We start from the raw sequence: 21486 nt of genomic DNA, 5'->3' as shown, positions 1-21486 counted from the left end.
GCCTCAGTGCAGGTCGCCGTCGGCGGCGGACCGCTCCCACCGGGTGAACCGGACGGTCAGACCCGACCGGGTCGGGGCGGCGAGGAACGGTCCGGCGGAGACGGCCGCGTCGCCGGCGAAGGGGGCCACCCTCACCAATCGCCACGGTCCGTCGTCCGCGCGGGCGCGAACGATCATCGCGTCCTCCCAACGACTGACCCGGACTGTGATCTCGCTCTCGCGCCAGTCGTCGACGTAGCCGACCGACCAGTCCGACCGCCCGGCGGTCACGACAGCGCCGAGACCGAGGTGGCCGTCCGCGAACTCGACTCCCGCTTTGATCCAGTGCTCGTCGTCAGCACGCACGAAGAGACCCGCTTGATCGAACTGGCCCTCCCAGGGGGCTGTGAAGGCGACCTCGATCGCCTCCCCGACGGCGAGCGGGGCGAGCAGCGCGTGTTCTGAGTCATGGACGAATCCGTAGGCGGTGTGACGCCAGGCGTCGCTGCCCTCGATCGCGGTGGCGTCGAGATGCCCGTCGATCCGGGTCAGCGCGGGGGAGTGCGTCCAGGTGCCATCGCTCCAGTCGATGATGCGTGAATCAGGCATATTTCCCATCTATAGCCCTATAAGGCATAAACTCTGAATATTCGTGTTACGGTTATGGCATGGTCATCGCCGTGATCGCCGACATCGTGGGCTCCCGAGAACTCGGAGACCGGAGCGCCGCACAGCGCGCGCTGGACGAGACCATCGCTCAGGTCGAGCGGGACCGCCCGCTGGCGGTCCAGCCGCTCACGCCCACGGTAGGGGACGAGCAGCAAGGCGTCTACCGTGCACTGCCCGACGCGCTCCTGTCCCTTCTCATGATCCAGCTCCGGCTTCCGGAGGGGCTCGCCTTCCGCTTCGGGATCGGCGTCGGCGAGGTTCGATCCGTCGCCTCGGTGCATCGCGACCTGGCCGACGGCCCCGGCTGGTATGCCGCGCGCGCCGCGATCGAGATCGTGCATGCCCGCGAGCAGCGCGCCGTGCCGAGGACGCGCACCTGGATTGTCGGCGCCCCGGGTCAGGATGAGGTCATGGAGAACGTGATCGCCGCGTCCAATGCCTACGTCCTCGCGCGCGACGAGCTCGTGGGGGCGATGAGCGAGCGCGAGCGTCACCTCACATACGGGCGTCTGGTCGGCCGGTCCCAGCAGGAGCTTGCCGCGCAGGAGGGCATCTCGCAGCCCAGCGTGTCCAAGTCGCTGCGGAGCGCGGGAGCCGCCGCTCTCATCGAAGGAGTGGCCGCGCTCCGGGGGGAGTCCGCATGATCCTCGCGGGCTTCGTCCTCCTCGCCGTCGGCGCGACCGACCTCGTCCGGCAGTTCGTGCCGCGACGGTGGGTCGGGTACGTCGTCGCCGCGGCCGTGATCCTCCTCCTCGGCATCGGCGGAGACGCGCTGCTGCCCGCGCTCCTGGGGCTCGGCGCCGGAGCGCTGTGGATCTGGAGCATGCCGGACGCGGGGTCCACGCGCGCCGGGTTCTGGCCCGCGGTCGCGCTGGCCGCGCTCAGCATCGGCGCCGTGGTCTGGGGCGGAGCCCGGGACACCGCGGGCCTCATCGGCGAGATGTGGACTCTCCGCTCACCCTTCGGCGAGGTCCCGTTCGACCTCGTCGTGCTCGCGCTCGGGGCCGGGGTCTTCCTGCTCGAATCCGCCAACCTCGTCGTCCGCGCTGCTCTCGACGGCGAGCACACCTGGCGCCCGGCCGAGGTCTCGGTTCCGGTGCCTCCGTCCGACGCGTCGTTGGCCCCCGTCTCCGCCGCGGCGCCCGCCGGCGAGACCCCCGCGGTGTCCGCTGTCATCCCGGCCGATCCCCGCCACGGTTTCAAGGGCGGACGACTCATCGGCCCGCTGGAGCGTGTGCTCGTGATGATCCTCACGCTCGCCGCGGCGTACCCGGTGCTCGCGGCCATGCTCGCCGCCAAGGGCATCGTGCGCTTCCCGGAGATCTCCCGCGACGGGGAGACCGGCGCGCGTGCCGAGTACTTCCTCGTCGGCAGCCTCGTGAGCTGGGTCATCGGGCTCGGCGCCGCGTTCCTCGTCTGGTGGGCGGCGCACAGCTGACACCCCCGCCGGCGACGCAGCCGGACGGTCGCGCGCTGCTAGCCTGGAGCGCGTGTCAACTCCCGCTCTGACGACCGCGCCGCAGGCGATCGACCCCACGTTCGAGAACGTGTGGGACGAGATCGTATGGCGTGGCCTCGTCCACGTGTCCACCGACCAGGAGGCGCTGCGCGCCCTGCTCGCGGGAGCCCCCGTCACGTATTACTGCGGCTTCGACCCGACGGCGCCCAGCCTGCACCTCGGCCACCTCGTCCAGCTGCTCCTGCTCCGCCGTCTTCAGCTCGCCGGGCACAAGCCGCTCGGCCTCGTCGGCGGCTCCACCGGCCTGATCGGCGACCCGCGACCCACCGCGGAGCGCACGCTCAACACCCGGGAGACGGTGGCGGAATGGGTCGATCGTCTGCGCGGACAGGTCGAGCGATACCTCAGCTTCGAGGGCGACAACGCCGCCCGCATGGTGAACAACCTCGACTGGACCGCACCGCTCTCCGCGATCGACTTCCTCCGCGAGATCGGCAAGCACTACCGCGTCGGCACGATGCTGAAGAAGGACGCGGTGGCTGCGCGCCTGAACTCCGACGCCGGGATCAGCTACACCGAGTTCAGCTACCAGATCCTCCAGGGCCTGGACTTCCTCGAGCTCTACCGCCAGTACGACTGTGTCCTGCAGACGGGTGGGTCTGATCAGTGGGGCAACCTCACCAGCGGCACCGACCTCATCCACCGGGTCGAAGGGGTGTCCGTCCACGCGATCGGCACGCCGCTGATCACCAACAGCGACGGCACGAAGTTCGGCAAGAGCGAGGGCAACGCGATCTGGATCGACGCGGACCTCACGAGCCCCTACGCGTTCTACCAGTTCTGGCTCAGCACGGCCGATGCCGATGTGATCGAACGCCTCAAGGTGTTCACGTTCCTGACCAGGGCCGAGATCGAGGAGTACGCCGAGCTCGTCGCCACGGAGCCGTTCCGCCGCGCCGCCCAGAAGCGCCTCGCGCTCGAGGTCGTCGCGACGGTGCACGGCGTGGAGGCGACGGCGGCCGTGATCGCGGCGTCCGAGGCGCTGTTCGGTCAGGGCGACCTGACCACTCTCGACGCGGCGACCCTGCGCACGGCCTTGGACGAGCTCCCGCACGCGACGGTCGCCGCCGGTACCCCGGTCGTCGACGCGCTCGTCGCGACCGGGCTGGTGTCGAGTCTGTCGGAGGCGCGTCGCGCCATCGCGCAAGGTGGCGTCTCCCTCGACGGCGAGCGGGTGGAGGACGACACCGCGATCGTGCAGGGCACACTTCCCGGCGGCGTCTCGGTGCTCCGTCGCGGGAAGAAGACGCTCGCCGGCGTCTTCCTCGGCTGACCCCGGCCACGTATGCCGTTCACCCCGAGTCACGCGATCGTCGCGCTGCCGTTCGTGCGCACGCCGCTCATCCCCGCGGCGATCGCGATCGGAGCGATGACGCCGGATATCTCGCTGTTCCTGCGGAACGTCGGGCTCAACTACGGCTTCCTGCACGATCCGGTCAACGTCGTGTGGACGGCGCTGCTCGCGCTCGTGCTCTTCCTGCTGTGGCGTGTGTTGCTGCGCCCCGCGACCCTGGAGCTGCTGCCGGACTGGGTGAGCACGCGGCTGCCCGCCGGGTGGGGCGCGAGCGGACTCCGGGCGGCGGTCGAAGCCCTGAGCCGTGACGACCGCTCGCGGTACCGCGCCGCGCGACCGCTGTATCCGTTCCTGCTCGTGGTCTCGGCGATGCTGGGGGTGCTCTCGCACATCCTCTGGGATGCGTTCACGCACGAGTCGCGGTGGGGTGTCGATCTGGTTCCCGCGCTCGCGAACTCCTGGGGTCCGTTCGACGGCTACAAGTGGCTGCAGTACGCCTCGAGCGTCCTCGGTCTGCTCGGTCTCGCGATCTGGGCCGCGCTGTGGCTGCGGCGTGCGACCCCGCGAGCGGATGCGCCGCGGGTACTTCCGCCGTTCGTGCGGATCGCGTGGTGGCTCTCGCTTTCGGTGATCCTCGTGGTCGCGTGGGTCGGTGGACTGCTGGCGTTCGGTCCGCTCTCCGCCGACTTCACCGTGCAGCATCTCGCGTATCGGGTGCTGCCGCCCGCCTGTGCGGTGTGGGGCCTGCTCACCCTGGTCCTCTGCGTGGTCCTCGCCGTGCGACGGCCGCGCCGCACCGTCTGATCCCGCTTCCCGGAGGCCTCCCGCACCAGGGAGTCCCCCTCACCAGCGCGGTGCGTCCGAATCCCAGGCATGCGGGGCGGCGAAGGTCAGCCCAGGGAGCGCCGGTGCCGCCGTCACGACCGGCGTCCCGTCCACGTCGAATCGCGAGAGATGCGCCGAGGCATCGATCTCCGGCGCGCGCACGACGTCGGTCGTGCGCGGCATCCCCAGCAGTTCGGCGGCGACGCGGCGCAGCGAGGTGCGCACGATGCGCGAGCGCCCGTCGCGCGAACGGAGCAGCCGGGTGAGTGCGGCGGCGAGGAGATACCCGGTGCTGTGATCCAGCGCCTGGGCGGGGAGGGCGCCCGGCCGTCCGTCCTCGCCCTCGATCATCGCGATGCCGCTCTCCGCCTGGACGAGGCTGTCGAAACCGGCGCGCTCGGGGTGATCGGTGCCCCAGGCGCTCAGTTGCGCGACGAGGAGACCCGGGTGCTGCTCGACCAGAGCGTCGGGGGAGAGGCCGAGCCGGTCCAGCGAGGCGGGCCGATATCCGAGCACGACCGCATCCGCCGACTGCAGGAGGCCGTGCAGCTCGGAGGATCGGGCGTCGAGACGAGCCGTGCGCTTGCCATGGCCGGTGTCGAGGTGCTGCCACGGGAGCTCGGGGAGGTGCGGTGGGTCGAGACGCAGCACATCGGCGCCGAGGAGAGCGAGCGTTCGTGTGCACACCGGCCCCGCGATCACTCGCGTGAGGTCCAGGACACGGAGGCCGGCGAGGGGCAGGTGCGCCGAGGGGCCGGGGGACGGGCTCCGTCGCTCACTCCGCCGTCCGTCCGCCGCGTCGATGGATGCTACGTCGAGGAGGGGAGTGCTCCGCAGGGCATGATCGACGTCCGGGTCCTCACGGCGCACGGCGACGGCGAGACCACCGGCTTCGGAGATCCGGTCGACGGCCGCGTCGCTCGACAGAGCCGCCACCCTGCGGGCGACCGCCTTCGGACCCGCCGCGTCGGTCAGGCCGAGCGCGCGGCGAAGCGCGCGCGCATGGTGCGGGTAGTTGCCGTGCGTTCGGATCCAGCCGTCTGCGCTCTCCCAGAATCCGGAGAGGGGCGCCCACACCGGCGGCGGAGCACCGTCGACCAGCAGATACCGATCGCTCCGATAGGCGACGGCGACTCGACGGGGATCGATGGCCGCCGGGTCGAGTCCTGCGGCGAGCACGACCGACGCCACGCTGGCGAGAGCGAGCTCCGCGGTCGCGGTGCGGGACGGGAGCGGCACGGCATCCAGGGCGCTGACCGCGGCGAGCAGATGCGCAGGCAGGGAGTCTGCGCCCAGCTCCCGCTGGACACGGCCCAGCAGGTCGGCAGCGTGAGGAGAAGCGTGCGGGGGCATGGGCGCGATGCTACTCCCCACCGATGCGGTCGGAAACGACGGCTGACCCGGGCGAATCCGCTCGAGCAGCAGACGCGACACGCCCGGGGTGGTGCGCCCGATTTGCCAGACCCCCGGAATCCACGTAACTTATTACTTGTTCGCCCCACAGGGAAGCGGAGAAGCCCAGAGCTTCACCCCCCTCAAGCGGAGAACCACTCCCGATCCACTTTCACTTGAGATATCCGGCGCTTGCGCCTAGGATGGGAGATCCACCCCTTCTGCGGCTGTCACCGGCTGCGCAGCGGATCCAAGATCCGCGCGGCGCGCCGATTTGACAAGCGGGTCGGGATGGCTAAGATAGAGAAGTTGCCCTGCGGGCCTGGTCGTGATGGCTGGGTCGTGGGAGCATCCGATCCTTGAGAACTCAACAGCGTGCACTTGTCAAATGCCAAATTATCCTCGTCTAGCTTCGGCTGGGTGAGAATTCCTTTGGATCAAAGACCAACCTCCTTGTGGGGTTGGCAACGGATGAAGTCAGCAATGAATTCGTCTCTTTGGTCAGCATCAAACTCGCTGCGTTCCGGTTTTTCCCCGGTTCGTATGCAATTTCTTTTTACGGAGAGTTTGATCCTGGCTCAGGATGAACGCTGGCGGCGTGCTTAACACATGCAAGTCGAACGGTGAACACGGAGCTTGCTCTGTGGGATCAGTGGCGAACGGGTGAGTAACACGTGAGCAACCTGCCCCTGACTCTGGGATAAGCGCTGGAAACGGCGTCTAATACTGGATATGTGACGTGACCGCATGGTCTGCGTTTGGAAAGATTTTTCGGTTGGGGATGGGCTCGCGGCCTATCAGCTTGTTGGTGAGGTAATGGCTCACCAAGGCGTCGACGGGTAGCCGGCCTGAGAGGGTGACCGGCCACACTGGGACTGAGACACGGCCCAGACTCCTACGGGAGGCAGCAGTGGGGAATATTGCACAATGGGCGAAAGCCTGATGCAGCAACGCCGCGTGAGGGATGACGGCCTTCGGGTTGTAAACCTCTTTTAGCAGGGAAGAAGCGAAAGTGACGGTACCTGCAGAAAAAGCGCCGGCTAACTACGTGCCAGCAGCCGCGGTAATACGTAGGGCGCAAGCGTTATCCGGAATTATTGGGCGTAAAGAGCTCGTAGGCGGTTTGTCGCGTCTGCTGTGAAATCCCGAGGCTCAACCTCGGGCCTGCAGTGGGTACGGGCAGACTAGAGTGCGGTAGGGGAGATTGGAATTCCTGGTGTAGCGGTGGAATGCGCAGATATCAGGAGGAACACCGATGGCGAAGGCAGATCTCTGGGCCGTAACTGACGCTGAGGAGCGAAAGGGTGGGGAGCAAACAGGCTTAGATACCCTGGTAGTCCACCCCGTAAACGTTGGGAACTAGTTGTGGGGTCCATTCCACGGATTCCGTGACGCAGCTAACGCATTAAGTTCCCCGCCTGGGGAGTACGGCCGCAAGGCTAAAACTCAAAGGAATTGACGGGGACCCGCACAAGCGGCGGAGCATGCGGATTAATTCGATGCAACGCGAAGAACCTTACCAAGGCTTGACATATACGAGAACGGGCCAGAAATGGTCAACTCTTTGGACACTCGTAAACAGGTGGTGCATGGTTGTCGTCAGCTCGTGTCGTGAGATGTTGGGTTAAGTCCCGCAACGAGCGCAACCCTCGTTCTATGTTGCCAGCACGTAATGGTGGGAACTCATGGGATACTGCCGGGGTCAACTCGGAGGAAGGTGGGGATGACGTCAAATCATCATGCCCCTTATGTCTTGGGCTTCACGCATGCTACAATGGCCGGTACAAAGGGCTGCAATACCGTGAGGTGGAGCGAATCCCAAAAAGCCGGTCCCAGTTCGGATTGAGGTCTGCAACTCGACCTCATGAAGTCGGAGTCGCTAGTAATCGCAGATCAGCAACGCTGCGGTGAATACGTTCCCGGGTCTTGTACACACCGCCCGTCAAGTCATGAAAGTCGGTAACACCTGAAGCCGGTGGCCTAACCCTTGTGGAGGGAGCTGTCGAAGGTGGGATCGGTAATTAGGACTAAGTCGTAACAAGGTAGCCGTACCGGAAGGTGCGGCTGGATCACCTCCTTTCTAAGGAGCATCTGACGCTTCGGCGTCCAGAACCCGGTTCGAAGGCATACGTTCTTCGCTGGGAGCTCATGGGTGGAACATTTGACATGGCATCGAGATCTGATCTCGGGACTAGTACGCCGCTTCGGTGGTTGGAAGGTTCTGGGTGAGGGGACCGGTGCCTGCACGCTGTTGGGTCCTGAGGGACCGGATGCGGATCTTTCGGGATCTGGTCTGAACCTCTGGACCTCTTTCTGTTTGTCCCTGTGGGGGCAGGTGGATGGGGGTTCCGCCCGTACTTTGAGAACTACACAGTGGACGCGAGCATCTTGCAACTGGTCTTTGATCAGTTGCGCAAGATGATCTTAAAGATCATTAGTCAATTTCTGATTCAGTCTTCGGACTGGTCGGGTTTTTGATTCAAACTCATGTGATTTCAAGTCTTTAAGAGCAAACGGTGGATGCCTTGGCATCTGGAGCCGAAGAAGGACGTAGCAATCTGCGATAAGCCTCGGGGAACTGATAAGCAAGTTTTGATCCGAGGGTGTCCGAATGGGGAAACCCCGCTGGGCGGCGTGCCGACCTAGTGACTCCCGCCTGAATATATAGGGCGGGTAGAGGGAACGTGGGGAAGTGAAACATCTCAGTACCCACAGGAAGAGAAAGCAACCGCGATTCCGTTAGTAGTGGCGAGCGAAACCGGATCAGGCTAAACCGAGTGTGTGTGATATCCGGCAGGAGTTGCATATTCGGGGTTGTGGGACTCACCAGTCAGTTCTGCCGAGCTGGCGACGTTACAGAAGCGTATAGACGAACGGTCTTGAAAGGCCGGTCATAGAGGGTGCCAACCCCGTAGTCGAAATGCGTGTTCTGGCGTGGAGAGTATCCCAAGTAGCACGGGGCCCGTGAAATCCCGTGTGAATCTGTCAGGACCACCTGATAAGCCTAAATACTCCCAGATGACCGATAGCGGACAAGTACCGTGAGGGAAAGGTGAAAAGTACCCCGGGAGGGGAGTGAAATAGTACCTGAAACCGTTTGCTTACAAACCGTTGGAGCACCCCTGGTAGGTGTGACAGCGTGCCTTTTGAAGAATGAGCCTGCGAGTTAGCGATATGTGGCGAGGTTAACCCGTGTGGGGTAGCCGTAGCGAAAGCGAGTCTGAATAGGGCGATTCAGTCGCATGTCCTAGACCCGAAGCGAAGTGATCTATCCATGGCCAGGTTGAAGCGACGGTAAGACGTCGTGGAGGACCGAACCCACTTAGGTTGAAAACTGAGGGGATGAGCTGTGGATAGGGGTGAAAGGCCAATCAAACTTCGTGATAGCTGGTTCTCTCCGAAATGCATTTAGGTGCAGCGTTGCGTGTTTCTTGCCGGAGGTAGAGCTACTGGATGGCCGATGGGCCCTACAAGGTTACTGACGTCAGCCAAACTCCGAATGCCGGTAAGTGAGAGCGCAGCAGTGAGACTGTGGGGGATAAGCTTCATAGTCGAGAGGGAAACAACCCAGACCACCAACTAAGGTCCCAAAGCGCGTGCTAAGTGGGAAAGGATGTGGAGTTGCTCTGACAACCAGGAGGTTGGCTTAGAAGCAGCCACCCTTGAAAGAGTGCGTAATAGCTCACTGGTCAAGTGATTCCGCGCCGACAATGTAACGGGGCTCAAGCACGCCACCGAAGTTGTGGCATTGACATTATTGGTAGGCCTTCGTGGTCCAGCCGTGTTGATGGGTAGGAGAGCGTCGTGTGGCCAGCGAAGCGGCGGTGGAAACCAGCCGTGGAGGCTACACGAGTGAGAATGCAGGCATGAGTAGCGAATGACGTGTGAGAAACACGTCCTCCGAAAGACCAAGGGTTCCAGGGTCAAGCTAATCTTCCCTGGGTAAGTCGGGACCTAAGGCGAGGCCGACAGGCGTAGTCGATGGACAACGGGTTGATATTCCCGTACCGGCGAAGAACCGCCCAAGCTAATCCAGTGGTGCTAAACGTCCGAGCCTTCACATCGTCGCCTTCGGGTGACACCGTGGAGGGGAGCACGTGACCCCATGCTGGTGCGGTTAGCGTATTAACAGGTGTGACGCAGGAAGGTAGTCCAAGCCAGGCGATGGTTGTCCTGGTGCAAGTGCGTAGGCCGAGTCGTAGGCAAATCCGCGACTCATACAGGCTGAGACACGATGCGGATAAAAAGTGGATGATCCTATGCTGCCGAGAAAAGCATCGACGCGAGGTTCTAGCCGCCCGTACCCCAAACCGACTCAGGTGGTCAGGTAGAGAATACCAAGGAGATCGAGAGAATCGTGGTTAAGGAACTCGGCAAAATGCCCCCGTAACTTCGGGAGAAGGGGGGCCTTCGACGTATTAGGACTTGCTCCGAAAGCGTTTGGAGGCCGCAGAGACTAGTGGGTAGCGACTGTTTACTAAAAACACAGGTCCGTGCCAAGTCGCAAGACGATGTATACGGACTGACGCCTGCCCGGTGCTGGAAGGTTAAGAGGACCGGTTAGCCGCAAGGCGAAGCTGAGAATTTAAGCCCCAGTAAACGGCGGTGGTAACTATAACCATCCTAAGGTAGCGAAATTCCTTGTCGGGTAAGTTCCGACCTGCACGAATGGCGTAACGACTTCCCAACTGTCTCAACCGCGAACTCGGCGAAATTGCATTACGAGTAAAGATGCTCGTTACGCGCAGCAGGACGGAAAGACCCCGTGACCTTTACTACAGCTTGGTATTGGTGTTCGGTGTGGCTTGTGTAGGATAGGTGGGAGACTTTGAAGCGGTGACGCCAGTTACCGTGGAGTCATTGTTGAAATACCACTCTGGTCACTCTGGATATCTAACTTCGAACCGTAATCCGGTTCAGGGACAGTGCCTGGTGGGTAGTTTAACTGGGGCGGTTGCCTCCCAAAAAGTAACGGAGGCGCCCAAAGGTTCCCTCAACCTGGTTGGCAATCAGGTGGCGAGTGTAAGTGCACAAGGGAGCTTGACTGTGAGACTGACAGGTCGAGCAGGGACGAAAGTCGGGACTAGTGATCCGGCAGTGGCTTGTGGAAGCGCTGTCGCTCAACGGATAAAAGGTACCTCGGGGATAACAGGCTGATCTTGCCCAAGAGTCCATATCGACGGCATGGTTTGGCACCTCGATGTCGGCTCGTCGCATCCTGGGGCTGGAGTAGGTCCCAAGGGTTGGGCTGTTCGCCCATTAAAGCGGTACGCGAGCTGGGTTTAGAACGTCGTGAGACAGTTCGGTCCCTATCCGCTGCGCGCGTAGGAAGTTTGAGAGGATCTGACCCTAGTACGAGAGGACCGGGTTGGACGAACCTCTGGTGTGTCAGTTGTTCCGCCAGGAGCACCGCTGATTAGCTACGTTCGGGATGGATAACCGCTGAAAGCATCTAAGCGGGAAGCCGGCCTCAAGATGAGACTTCCATACCTTCGGGTGAGAGGCTCCCAGCCAGACTACTGGGTTGATAGGCCAGATGTGGAAGCACGGTAACGTGTGCAGCTGACTGGTACTAATAAGCCGATGACTTGATAACACACCGTTTGTTGGTGCTTGCGTCCACTGAGTGGTTCTCGATGTACGGTCGAGAACTACCTTCAACAATGATTCATCATTGCTTTAGGTTTGATTGAAACATCAATAGTGTTTCGGCGGCCATAGCGTGAGGGAAACGCCCGGTCACATTCCGAACCCGGAAGCTAAGCCTCACAGCGCCGATGGTACTGCAGGGGGGACCCTGTGGGAGAGTAGGACACCGCCGGACTCCTTTTAGTCGAAATGGCCACCCATCGTTGGGTGGCCATTTTGCGTTTACAGCACGAAGAGAACAGGGAGCACCATGCCGGAAGAGGAAGAGCGCCGTCCGCGTCGCAACGACGACAGGAACCAGCGCAACGAACGTCCTTCCGGAGGTCGCCCCGTCTACCGCGACGGCGCATCTCGTGCCGGCTCGGGTGACCGCGCCCCGCGTCGCGAGGGCGGCTACAACCGTGATGGTGCCCCTCGTCGTGAGGGTGGCTACAACCGCGACGGTGGTGCCCCGCGTCGTGAGGGCGGCTACAACCGCGACGGTGGTGCCCCCCGTCGCGAGGGCGGCTACAACAACCGCGATGGTGCCGCTCGTCGCGAGGGTGGTTACAACCGTGACGGTGGTGCCCCTCGTCGTGAGGGTGGCTACAACAACCGCGACAGCGCTCCGCGTCGCGAGGGTGGTTACAACCGTTACTCCGGCCCGCGTCGTGAGGGCGGCTACAACCGCGACGGTGGTGCCCCCCGTCGCGACGGTGGCTACAACAACCGTGATGATGCCCCTCGTCGTGAGGGTGGCTATAACCGCGACGGTGGTGCCCCGCGTCGTGAGGGCGGCTACAACCGCGATGGTGGTGCCCCTCGTCGTGAGGGTGGCTATAACCGCGACGGTGGTGCCCCGCGTCGTGAGGGCGGCTACAACCGCGATGGTGGTGCCCCTCGTCGTGAGGGTGGCTACAACAACCGCGACAGCGCTCCGCGTCGCGAGGGTGGTTACAACCGCGACAGCGCTCCGCGTCGTGAGGGTGGTTACAACCGTGACTCCGGCCCTCGTCGTGAGGGGGGCTACAACCGTGATGGTGGTGCCCCGCGTCGTGAGGGTGGTTACAACCGCGACTCCGGCCCGCGTCGCGAAGGTGGTTACAACCGCGACTCCGGCCCGCGTCGTGAGGGTGGTCACAACCGCGACAGCGCTCCGCGTCGCGAAGGCGGCTACAACCGGGACTCCGGCCCCCGCCGTGAGGGTGGTTACAACCGTGACTCCGCTCCGCGTCGCGAGGGCGGGTTCGAGCGTGAGCGGGGGAGTGACCGGTCGCGGTCCTTCCCGCAGCGCGGCGGGGCTGGGCGGGAGCGTCCGGCCAACGCAGCGAACGAGCGTCCGCGCTTCGACGAGCCCCGCGTCCCGGACGAGGTCACCGCGCGCGACCTGCATCCGTCCGCGCGCAACGAGCTGAAGACGCTGAGCAAGGAGAACGCCGAGTTCGTCGCTCGTCACCTGGCGATGGCCTCCCGGCTGATCGACGAGGACCCCGCTCTGGCGCACGAGCATGCGCTGGCGGCGTCGCGTCGTGCCGGCCGGATCGCGATCGTCCGCGAGACCCTGGGCATCACCGCCTATGCGACGGGCGACTTCGCCTTGGCGCTGCGCGAGCTGCGTACCTACCGCCGGATCTCCGGCAAGGATGACCAGATCGCCCTCATGGTCGACAGCGAGCGCGGTATCGGTCGTCCCGACCGCGCCCTCGAGACGGGTCGGGCCGTGGATCGGTCAGCTCTGACCACGCCCGTGCGAGTCGCGCTGGCGATCGCGATGTCGGGTGCCCGGCTCGACCAGGGCGATCTGGAGCTCGCCCTCGGAGAGCTCGAGATCCCGGAGCTGGACCCGGACCGCGCATTCGAGTGGAGCCCCGCGCTGTTCGCCGCGCGCGCCGCTGTCCTGGAGGACCTCGGCCGTACGGACGAAGCCGAGTTCTGGGCGCGCCGTGCCGAGGTCGCCGCCGAGGCTCTCGGCGTCGATGAGGCCGGCGATGAGGAGCTCTACGTGGAGGACGGCCTCATCGAGGACGGGTTCTCTGATGACGAGTTCTCCGATGCTGACGTCGCTTCTGTCGAGGACGAGGAGGAGGCCGAGGACGAGGCCGACGACGCGACCGTAGCCGACGACGCGACCGTAGCTCCCGACGCGACCGTAGCTCCCGACGCGACCGGGGCCCCCGAGCCCGCCGAGCCGTCCATCGAGGACGAGGTGCGCGAGCTGCTCGGCGAGGACGACGAGACGGATGACGACGAGACGGAGGACGACTCGCCCTCCGCGCCTGAGAAGCCGGAGGCGTAGGTGGGACTCTTCACACCGAAGGCGCGGAAGCAACCCGTGGGACACACACCCCTCGAGGGCGTCGACACCGTCCTCGCTGATCTCGACGGCGTGGTCTACGCGGGTCCCGGCGCTCTGCCGCATGCGGTGGAGAGCCTGAACGCGGCGGCGCACACGGTGCGTCTCGGCTACATCACCAACAACGCCTCGCGCACCGACGCCTCCGTGGCGGCGCACCTCACGAGTCTCGGGCTCGACGTGGCTCCGCAGGACGTCGTGACGAGCCCGCAGGCGGCGATGCGTCTGCTGTCCGGGATCGTGCCGGCGCCGGCGACCATCCTCGTGGTCGGCGGCGACGGCCTCGTCGACGAGGTGCAGAAGGCCGGGTACACGGTCACGCGCAGCGCCGAGGACGCGCCGCAGGCCGTGGTCCAGGGCTTCGCGCCCGAGGTGGCCTGGACGGATCTCGCCGAGGCGGCGTTCGCTCTCAAGGTCCCCGAGGACGAGGGCGGCATCCCGTGGATCGCCACGAACACCGACTGGACGATCCCGCGCGAGCGGGGTGTCGCCCCGGGGAACGGCACTCTCGTCTCCGCCGTGCACACCGCGATCGGTCGTCTGGCGACGGTGGCGGGCAAGCCGGAGACCCCGATCTTCGAGGAGGCGCTCGCCCGTTTCGGCGCGGCGAAGGCGCTCTTCATCGGTGACCGCCTCGACACCGACATCATGGGTGCCAGCCGTGCGGGCATCGAGTCCGCCCTGGTGCTCACCGGCATCGACCGCCCCAAGCACGTCCTCGCCGCGCCCGAAGGATCCCGCCCGACCTACATCCTCGGCGACCTGCGCGGACTGCACGAGCCGTACCCCGAGCCCACCGTGACCGACGGCGTGTTCGACGTGAACGGCGCCGCCGTCCGCGTCCGGGGCGCAGACGTCGAGATCGTCGCCGAGTCCGGCGACCAGCTCGACCTGCTCCGTGCGGGTGCCGCCGCGATCTGGGCGTCCGGGACGCCGGTGTTCGTCCTCCGGGTTCCGGAGCGGCTGTACGCGGACCCGTTCCACCGCACCTGAGCCACGCGTGGCGCCGCCGCCCGTCGGTGGCGCCGCGTACAGTGGAAGCGTGAGCGATGAGACGACGACCGGCGCGCCGACGGACGGCCTGTGGAGTCGTCTGCGCCTGATCGAAGGGCAGCCGCTCGCCGCACGCGCCGACGCGTACTCGGCCCTGCACGACGAACTCTCGCGACGACTCGAGAGTGGATCCCGGCACGACCTGCGGGAGACCCCGGGACCACGATGACGCGACTCGACGCCGCCCTCGCCGCCCGAGGACTCGCCCGTTCGCGCACGCATGCCGCCACCCTCATCGCCGACGGCCTCGTGAGCGTCGACGGCCGCCCGGTCGTGAAGGCCTCGACCCCGGTCAGCGACGACGACACCATCACGGTCGCCGGCGCCGACCACTACGTCAGCCGCGCGGCGCACAAGCTCGTCGCCGGGCTCGACGGCTTCGGCATCCCGGTTCAGGGGCGCTTGGCGCTCGACATGGGGGCCTCGACCGGCGGATTCACGCAGGTGCTGCGGGAACGCGGCGCGCGCCGTGTCCTCGCCGTGGACGTCGGGCATGGCCAGCTCGCCCCCGCGGTCGCTGCCGACCCCGGCGTCATCGCCGTCGAGGGCTTCAACGTGCGGCACATGACGCGTGACAGCCTCGCCGCGGCGACGGGGGAGTCTGCGCCCCCCGACCTGGTGGTGGGCGACCTCTCCTTCATCTCGCTCGAGCTCGTGCTTCCCGCGGTGGTCTCCGTCGGCGCACCGGGCGCCGACGTGCTGTTGCTGGTCAAACCCCAGTTCGAGGTCGGGCGGACGGCCGTGCGCGGCGGTCTCGTCACCGACCCCGCCACCCGTGCGGACGCCGTCGCCCGCGTGGTGTGGAGCGCGTGGGACGCCGGGATGGGGATGGCGGGGATCGTCTCCTCCCCGATCCTCGGGACTCACGGCAATGCGGAGTGTCTCGTGCACCTCGTGCCGGGCGGCGGCAGCAATCCGACAGAATGGATGGACACCATCAACCGGCTGGCAGGGGGACGATGAACGAGCGCAGGATCCTGGTCGTCGCCCATGCGGGCCGCGTCGACACCGTCGCGGCCGCCCGTCGGGTTATCGGCGCCCTCCGCGGTGCGGGGGTCCGTCCCGTCCTGGCAGCTGACGACCATGCCGAGCTCGCCGCGGTCGATGCGTTCTTCGCGGACGTCGAGGTGCTGGACGCCTCCGGGCCGTCGACCCTCGAACTCGCGATCGTCCTCGGCGGCGACGGCACCATCCTCCGCGCGGCGGAGCTCGTCCGCGACAGCGGCGCCCCGGTGCTCGGCATCAACATGGGACACGTCGGCTTCCTCGCGGAGATCGACCGGGACGACATGGACGACGCGATGCGCCGCGTCATCGCCCGCGACTACGAGGTCGAGGAGCGCCTGGCGTTGTCGGTGCGCGTCAAGGACCGGTCCGGCGACGTCGTCTTCGAGACCTGGGCCCTGAACGAGGCGACCGTCGAGAAGGCGAGCCGCGAGCGCATGATCGAGGTGGTGCTCGAGATCGATGGGCGCCCCCTGTCGAGCTTCGGCTGCGACGGCATGGTCATCTCCACCCCGACCGGCTCGACCGCCTACAACTTCTCCGCCGGCGGACCCGTCATCTGGCCGACGGTCGAGGCCATCGCGGTGGTCCCGCTGTCGGCACACGCCCTGTTCGCGAAGCCGCTCGTGGTGAGCCCCGATGCGGCCGTGGCCATCGAGATGCTGGAGCGGACGGACGGCTCCGGCATCCTCTGGTGCGACGGCCGTCGTTCCCACGATCTCCCGCCGGGCGCCCGAGTCGTGGTGCGCCGCTCGTCGCGCCCGGTCCGTCTCGCGCGCCTGCACCCGACCGCGTTCACGAACCGTCTCGTCCGCAAGTTCCAGCTGCCCGTCGAAGGGTGGCGCGGACAGGAGCGGAGGAGCGACGCATGATCGAGGAGATGCGCATGCAGGGGCTCGGCGTGATCGCCGACGCCGTCCTGCCGCTCGGCCCGGGCTTCACGGCGATCACCGGAGAGACGGGCGCGGGCAAGACCATGGTCGTCACCGGCCTCGGGTTGCTCCTCGGCCAGCGCGCCGACTCGGGCGCCGTGCGCAAGGGCGCGGCCCAGGCGTCGGTGGCCGGGGTGTGGATCGTGCCCGAGAAGGGCGAGGTCGCCGACATCGTGGCCGAGGCCGGGGGAGAGCTGGAGCCGGCCGGTGCCGGCACCGCCGAGCTCTATGTCTCGCGCACCCTCAGCGCCGAGGGCCGCAGCCGTGCGAGCGTCGGCGGGCGCGCCGCTCCGGCGGGGGTGCTCTCCTCGCTCGCGGACGAGCTCATCGTCGTGCACGGACAGTCCGAGCAGCTCCGGCTGCGGTCGGCCGCCGCGCAGCGCGACGCACTCGACCGCTTCGGCGGCGAACCGATCGCCCGGGCGCTGGAGGACTACCAGGCCGCGTTCGAGCGCTGGCGGACCCTCGACGCCGAGATCATCGACATCACCGCGAACCGCAACCGGCGTGCCGAGGAGGCCGCTCGGCTACGGGAGGACCTCGCCCTGATCGAGGCGACCGCCCCCGAGGAGGGCGAGGACGAGGAGCTGACGGCCCGTGCCGAGCGCCTCGCGAACGCGGAGGAACTCCGCGTCGCCGCCGCCCTGGCCCACGGGGCCCTCTCGAACGAGGAGGGCGAGCCCGATGCGTCGGCGCTGGTCGCGGAAGCACGCCGAGCGATCGAGCGCGTGTCGGACCCGAAGCTCGCGGAGGTCGCGGAGACCCTGGCCGACATCGGCTACCGGATCGCCGACGCCGCCGGTGTGCTCTCCGGCTTCCTCGCCGACCTCGACGAATCCGGACCCCATGAGCTCGCCGCCGTCGAGGAGCGCCGGGCCGCACTCGGCGTCCTCATCCGTCAGCACGGCTCGCTGGCGGAGGCGCTGGCGCTGTGGCAGACCGGATCCGCGCGGCTGGCCGAACTCGACGACGACGGAGAGCGCCTGGAACGCCTCACCGCCGAGCGCGACGCGGCCAGGGCGGAGCTCGACGCCCGGGCCGACGCTCTCACCGCGGCCCGGAACGAGGCGGCCGGCCGACTCGGCGAGGCCGTGACGGCCGAGCTGCACGCGCTGGCGATGCCGGACGCGCGCCTGGAGGTCTCTGTGACCCCGGGGTCCGAGAGCACCCACGGCCGCGACGACGTCACCATCCTGCTCGCCCCGCATCCCGGCGCCGAGCCCCGCTCGGTCGCCAAGGGGGCCTCCGGCGGCGAGCTGTCGCGGGTGATGCTCGCGATCGAGGTCGTCATCGCGGCGACCGACCCGGTGCCCACCTTCGTGTTCGACGAGGTCGACGCCGGCATCGGCGGCGCGGCGGCCATCGAGGTGGGTCGGCGACTCGCCCGACTCGCCGAGAAGTCGCAGGTGATCGCCGTCACCCATCTCGCGCAGGTCGCCGCCTTCGCGAACAACCACCTCACCGTCGTGAAATCGCACGACGGCGCCGTCACCGCGTCCAGCGTGCGGCGGCTCGACGGGGAGGAGCGCGAGGCCGAGATGGCCCGTCTGCTCTCCGGCCTCGCGGATTCCGATGCCGCACTCACCCACGCCCGCGAGCTTCTCAGCCTCGGCGTCTGAATGAACTGTTAGGATAGAAGCCCGTGATGAACTCTTCTTCTGCGGGGCCCAAGAACGACACGACCAAGCACATCTTCGTGACCGGTGGTGTCGTTTCGTCTTTGGGCAAGGGGCTCACCGCGGCCAGCCTGGGCAACCTCCTGACCGCTCGCGGACTCCGCGTGGTCATGCAGAAGCTCGACCCGTATCTGAACGTCGATCCGGGCACCATGAACCCGTTCCAGCACGGCGAGGTGTTCGTCACCGACGACGGTGCGGAGACCGACCTCGACATCGGCCACTACGAGCGCTTCCTCGACATCAACCTGTCCGAGGCGGCCAACGTCACGACCGGTCAGATCTATTCGCAGGTGATCGCCCGCGAGCGTCGCGGCGAGTACCTCGGCGACACTGTGCAGGTCATCCCGCACATCACCGACGAGATCAAGCGCCGCATGCGGCTGCAGGCCACCGAGGACCCGCGTCCCGACGTGATCATCACCGAGGTCGGCGGCACGGTCGGCGACATCGAGTCGCAGCCCTTCCTCGAGTCGGCGCGCCAGCTGCGTCACGAGCTCGGCCGCGACAGCGTGTTCTTCGTGCACGTCTCGCTCGTGCCGTTCATGGGCGCGTCCGGCGAGCAGAAGACCAAGCCGACCCAGCACTCGGTCGCAGCCCTCCGCCAGGTCGGCATCCAGCCCGACGCCCTCGTGCTCCGCAGCGACCGGCCGGTGAGCGCGAGCAACCGCAACAAGATCGCCCTGATGTGCGACGTCGACGTCGAAGGCGTCATCAACACCGTCGACCTGCCGAGCATCTACGACATCCCGTCGACCCTCAACGAGCAGGGCCTCGACTCCTACATCGTGCGCCGCCTCGGCCTCGACCAGAAGGCGGACGACGTCGACTGGACGCGCTGGAACAAGGTGCTGCACGCGGTGCACAACCCGAAGCACGAGGTCACGATTGGTCTCGTCGGCAAGTACATCGACCTTCCGGACGCCTACCTGTCCGTGACCGAGGCCCTCAAGGCGGGCGGCTTCGCGCAGGAGACCAAGGTCAACATCCGCTGGATCCCGTCCGACCTCTGCGAGACGCCGGAGGGCGCGCAGGAGCAGCTGGCGGAGCTGGACGGCATCTGCGTGCCCGGAGGCTTCGGCATCCGCGGCATCGAGGGCAAGCTGGGTGCGCTGAAGTTCGCCCGCGAGCAGGGCATCCCGACCCTCGGCCTCTGCCTGGGGCTGCAGTGCATGGTCATCGAGTACGCCCGCGACGTCGCCGGAATTGCCGGAGCCTCGTCCAGCGAGTTCGATCCGGACACCGCGGAGCCCGTCATCGCGACCATGGCCGAGCAGATCGAGATCCTCGACGGCGGCGACCTGGGCGGCACCATGCGCCTGGGCCTGTACAAGGCGGCTCTCGCGGAGGGTTCGCTGGCGCGTGAGGTCTACGGCGCCGCCGAGGTGTCCGAGCGTCACCGCCACCGCTACGAGGTCAACAACGCCTACCGCGATCGCCTGTCGGAGGCCGGTCTGGTGTTCTCGGGTCTGAACCCCGAGCTGGACCTCGTCGAGTACGTCGAGCTGCCGCGCGACGTGCACCCGTACTACATCGCCACGCAGGCCCACCCGGAGCTCCGCTCGCGTCCGACCGACCCGCACCCGCTGTTCCGCGGTCTCGTCGGTGCCGCCATCGCGCGTCACCGCGCGAGCGAGCTGTTCGACGTGCCCGTCGATGAGTGAGTCGAAGGCGGACGTGCCGGAACCGCTGCGGGACGAGCCCTTCGAGCCGGAGGTCCTGAGCAGCGACCTCGTCTATGAGGGGTACGTCTGGGACGTCCGCTCCGACCGGGTCCGCTACGGCGACGGCGAGATCGTGCGACAGTACGTCGCCCACCCCGGGGCCGTCGCGATCCTCGCGATGGACGACGAGGAGCGGGTCCTGCTCATCCAGCAGTACCGTCACCCGATCCGTCACCGCGACTGGGAGTTGCCGGCCGGCCTCCTCGACATCGCGGGGGAGGAGCCGCTGGCGGCCGCCCGTCGCGAGCTCGCGGAGGAAGCCGACCTCGTCGCCGCCCACTGGGAGCCCCTGGTGTCGTCGTGGACGACGCCCGGCGGTAACGACGAGCTCATCCGGGTGTTCCTCGCGACCGGACTCTCAACCGCCGAGACCGCGCATGACCGCGAGGACGAGGAGGCCGACATCCGCGTCGCGTGGGTGCCACTGGACGAGGCCGTCGCCGGAGTCCTGGAGGGACGCCTGCACAACGGCATCCTCTCCATCGGCGTCCTGGCCGCCGCGCAGAGGCTGCGCGACCGGAGCTGAGCATGCTGCTCGATCGCGCCCTCGACGCGTACCTGCGTCATGTGACGATCGAGCGCGGGCTCAGCAGCCACACCGTCGGCGCCTACCGGCGGGATCTCGAGGGCTACCGGGACTGGCTCGCTGCGGACGGGATCGACGACACCGCGCACATCACGCCCGCCGTCGTCGACCGCTTCATCGCCGCCCGCGCGTCCGCGGAGCCGCAGCCGGCCGCGACGAGCCTGGCGCGCCTGCAGTCCTCGGTGCGCGGCTGGCACCGGTTCCTCGCCCGCGAGGGCATCGAGGCGGACGATCCGACCGGACGACTCCGCCCACCGAAGACCCCGCGCCGGCTGCCGAAAGCCCTGACGATCGACCAGGTGGAGCGGCTGCTCGCCGCGCCGTCGGCCGAGGAGCCGCTCGGCATCAGGGACAGGGCGCTGCTGGAGCTCCTCTACGCCACGGGTGCCAGGGTCTCGGAGGCGGTCGGTCTCGACGTCGACGACATGGCGCACGGCGAGGTGCTGCGCCTGCGGGGCAAGGGCTCGAAGGAGCGGATCGTCCCGGTGGGGTCGTACGCCCGCGCCGCCGTCGACGCCTACCTCACCCGGGTCCGTCCGGAGCTCGCGGCGAAGGGCCGCGCATCGGCCCGGCTCTTCCTCGGCGCGCGCGGTGCCCCGCTCTCGCGACAGAGCGCGTGGCTGGTGATCCGTTCCGCTGCCGAGCGCGCACAGCTCACCGCCGAGGTCTCCCCGCACACGCTGCGGCATTCGTTCGCGACGCACCTCCTGCAGGGCGGTGCCGACGTGCGGGTGGTGCAGGAGCTGCTGGGGCACTCCTCGGTCGCGACGACGCAGATCTACACGCATGTGTCGGTGGATGCTCTCCGTGACATCTACGCGACCTCTCATCCCCGGGCGCGCTGACCGCGC

The 21486-nt window shown here is 66.9% G+C and carries 15 protein-coding genes and 3 rRNA genes; 16 read left to right on the top strand and 2 right to left on the bottom strand.

Annotated features, from left to right (window positions below; genetic code table 11):
* Window positions 1-3: 3 nt before the first annotated feature.
* Window positions 4-588, bottom strand: coding sequence for a DUF1349 domain-containing protein (locus tag BLU02_RS04435; RefSeq protein WP_060923433.1), 585 nt, complete (start codon window positions 586-588; stop codon window positions 4-6).
* A 59-nt stretch (window positions 589-647) separates the two neighbouring features.
* On the opposite strand from BLU02_RS04435, the gene BLU02_RS04430 reads away from it, so the two are divergent.
* Genes BLU02_RS04430 through BLU02_RS04415 form a run of 4 tightly spaced genes read left to right on the top strand, consistent with a single transcriptional unit; the run spans window position 648 to window position 4265 of the window.
* Entirely contained in the window at window positions 648-1292 is a 645-nt protein-coding gene (locus tag BLU02_RS04430) for a SatD family protein (protein WP_060923434.1), read from the top strand.
* The gene (locus BLU02_RS04425; RefSeq protein WP_060923435.1) at window positions 1289-2086 is read left to right on the top strand and encodes a hypothetical protein; all 798 of its coding nucleotides are present in this window, start codon (window positions 1289-1291) and stop codon (window positions 2084-2086) included. Before BLU02_RS04430 ends, BLU02_RS04425 begins: the two co-directional genes overlap by 4 nt.
* A gap of 52 nt (window positions 2087-2138) precedes the next feature.
* On the top strand, window positions 2139-3440 hold the full coding sequence (gene tyrS / locus BLU02_RS04420) for a tyrosine--tRNA ligase (RefSeq protein WP_105950136.1): 1302 nt from the start codon (window positions 2139-2141) through the stop codon (window positions 3438-3440).
* 12 nt (window positions 3441-3452) lie between these two features.
* Window positions 3453-4265: a DUF4184 family protein gene (locus tag BLU02_RS04415; protein WP_060923437.1), complete on the top strand. Its 813-nt coding sequence runs from the start codon at window positions 3453-3455 to the stop codon at window positions 4263-4265.
* A 39-nt stretch (window positions 4266-4304) separates the two neighbouring features.
* Here BLU02_RS04415 and BLU02_RS04410 read toward each other — a convergent pair whose 3' ends face one another.
* A complete protein-coding gene (locus tag BLU02_RS04410) occupies window positions 4305-5639 on the bottom strand; it encodes a CoA transferase (protein WP_082750165.1) in 1335 nt (444 codons plus the stop codon).
* A gap of 594 nt (window positions 5640-6233) precedes the next feature.
* Here BLU02_RS04410 and BLU02_RS04405 point away from each other — a divergent pair.
* The 12 genes from BLU02_RS04405 to xerD all read left to right on the top strand — a co-directional run bounded on the left by BLU02_RS04405 (window position 6234) and on the right by xerD (window position 21480).
* A 16S ribosomal RNA gene (locus BLU02_RS04405) occupies window positions 6234-7758 on the top strand.
* Between the two features lie 413 nt (window positions 7759-8171).
* A 23S ribosomal RNA gene (locus tag BLU02_RS04400) occupies window positions 8172-11274 on the top strand.
* Between the two features lie 111 nt (window positions 11275-11385).
* Window positions 11386-11502, top strand: a 5S ribosomal RNA gene (gene rrf / locus BLU02_RS04395).
* The 16S, 23S and 5S rRNA genes sit together here, the layout of an rRNA operon.
* 75 nt (window positions 11503-11577) lie before the next feature.
* Window positions 11578-13602 carry a primosomal protein gene (locus tag BLU02_RS17735; RefSeq protein WP_231919638.1) on the top strand — a complete coding sequence of 675 codons (2025 nt, stop codon included), beginning with the start codon at window positions 11578-11580 and terminating at the stop codon, window positions 13600-13602.
* Complete coding sequence (locus BLU02_RS04380) at window positions 13603-14652, top strand: HAD-IIA family hydrolase (protein WP_060923490.1); 1050 nt, start codon at window positions 13603-13605, stop codon at window positions 14650-14652.
* A 49-nt stretch (window positions 14653-14701) separates the two neighbouring features.
* Window positions 14702-14881, top strand: a complete 180-nt coding sequence (locus BLU02_RS04375) for a hypothetical protein (RefSeq protein ID WP_157547010.1) — start codon at window positions 14702-14704, stop codon at window positions 14879-14881.
* Window positions 14878-15675 (top strand): TlyA family RNA methyltransferase, encoded by a 798-nt coding sequence (locus BLU02_RS04370; protein ID WP_060923488.1) that lies wholly within the window; start codon window positions 14878-14880, stop codon window positions 15673-15675. The genes BLU02_RS04375 and BLU02_RS04370 overlap by 4 nt, the downstream gene beginning before the upstream one ends.
* Window positions 15672-16589, top strand: coding sequence for an NAD kinase (locus BLU02_RS04365; protein WP_060923487.1), 918 nt, complete (start codon window positions 15672-15674; stop codon window positions 16587-16589). The genes BLU02_RS04370 and BLU02_RS04365 overlap by 4 nt, the downstream gene beginning before the upstream one ends.
* Complete coding sequence (recN, locus tag BLU02_RS04360; RefSeq protein WP_083370880.1) at window positions 16586-18268, top strand: DNA repair protein RecN; 1683 nt, start codon at window positions 16586-16588, stop codon at window positions 18266-18268. The genes BLU02_RS04365 and recN overlap by 4 nt, the downstream gene beginning before the upstream one ends.
* Before the next feature lie 26 nt (window positions 18269-18294).
* Window positions 18295-19989 carry a CTP synthase gene (locus BLU02_RS04355; RefSeq protein WP_060921094.1) on the top strand — a complete coding sequence of 565 codons (1695 nt, stop codon included), beginning with the start codon at window positions 18295-18297 and terminating at the stop codon, window positions 19987-19989.
* Window positions 19982-20575 carry an NUDIX domain-containing protein gene (locus BLU02_RS04350; protein ID WP_060921095.1) on the top strand — a complete coding sequence of 198 codons (594 nt, stop codon included), beginning with the start codon at window positions 19982-19984 and terminating at the stop codon, window positions 20573-20575. The genes BLU02_RS04355 and BLU02_RS04350 overlap by 8 nt, the downstream gene beginning before the upstream one ends.
* 2 nt (window positions 20576-20577) lie before the next feature.
* On the top strand, window positions 20578-21480 hold the full coding sequence (xerD, locus tag BLU02_RS04345) for a site-specific tyrosine recombinase XerD (RefSeq protein WP_060921096.1): 903 nt from the start codon (window positions 20578-20580) through the stop codon (window positions 21478-21480).
* Window positions 21481-21486: the final 6 nt, after the last annotated feature.

It is taken from the genome of Microbacterium paraoxydans (genome assembly GCF_900105335.1).
In the GTDB taxonomy this organism is placed as follows: Bacteria; Actinomycetota; Actinomycetes; order Actinomycetales; family Microbacteriaceae; genus Microbacterium; species Microbacterium paraoxydans.
Note: the sequence above shows the minus strand (reverse complement) of the source record. Positions and strands in the feature narration are given on the sequence as shown.